1 protein-coding gene is annotated in these 261 nt (G+C 58.6%); it reads left to right on the forward strand.

Features of this window, described 5'->3' with window-relative positions; all coding sequences use genetic code 11:
- The coding region (locus tag SB679_RS24900) for a LysR substrate-binding domain-containing protein (protein ID WP_410704979.1) at positions 1–261 on the forward strand (261 nt) is incomplete at both ends.

Raw genomic sequence — 261 nt, forward strand, 5'->3', positions numbered from 1 at the left:
GGCCGGGCGCAACCAACTCGACATCGGTGTCGCGGCGGAAGTCAACGACGATACGCCGTCTGTCGTGAGACGGACGCTCGTCGCGACACCACCAGTCTGCGTGATGCCGAAAGGACATTCCTTAAGCAGACTTGCGGTTGTTCAGGCGGACGATCTTGATGGCTTGAACTTTGTCTCGCTCGGTGTTGGCGACCCGATGCGCAAGCAATTGGACGAACTCTGTGAGAGCAGGGGCATCAGTCGATCACTCAAGGTCGAAGC

The organism is Chryseobacterium sp. SIMBA_029, from assembly GCF_046535275.1.
In the GTDB taxonomy this organism is placed as follows: domain Bacteria; phylum Bacteroidota; class Bacteroidia; order Flavobacteriales; family Weeksellaceae; genus Chryseobacterium.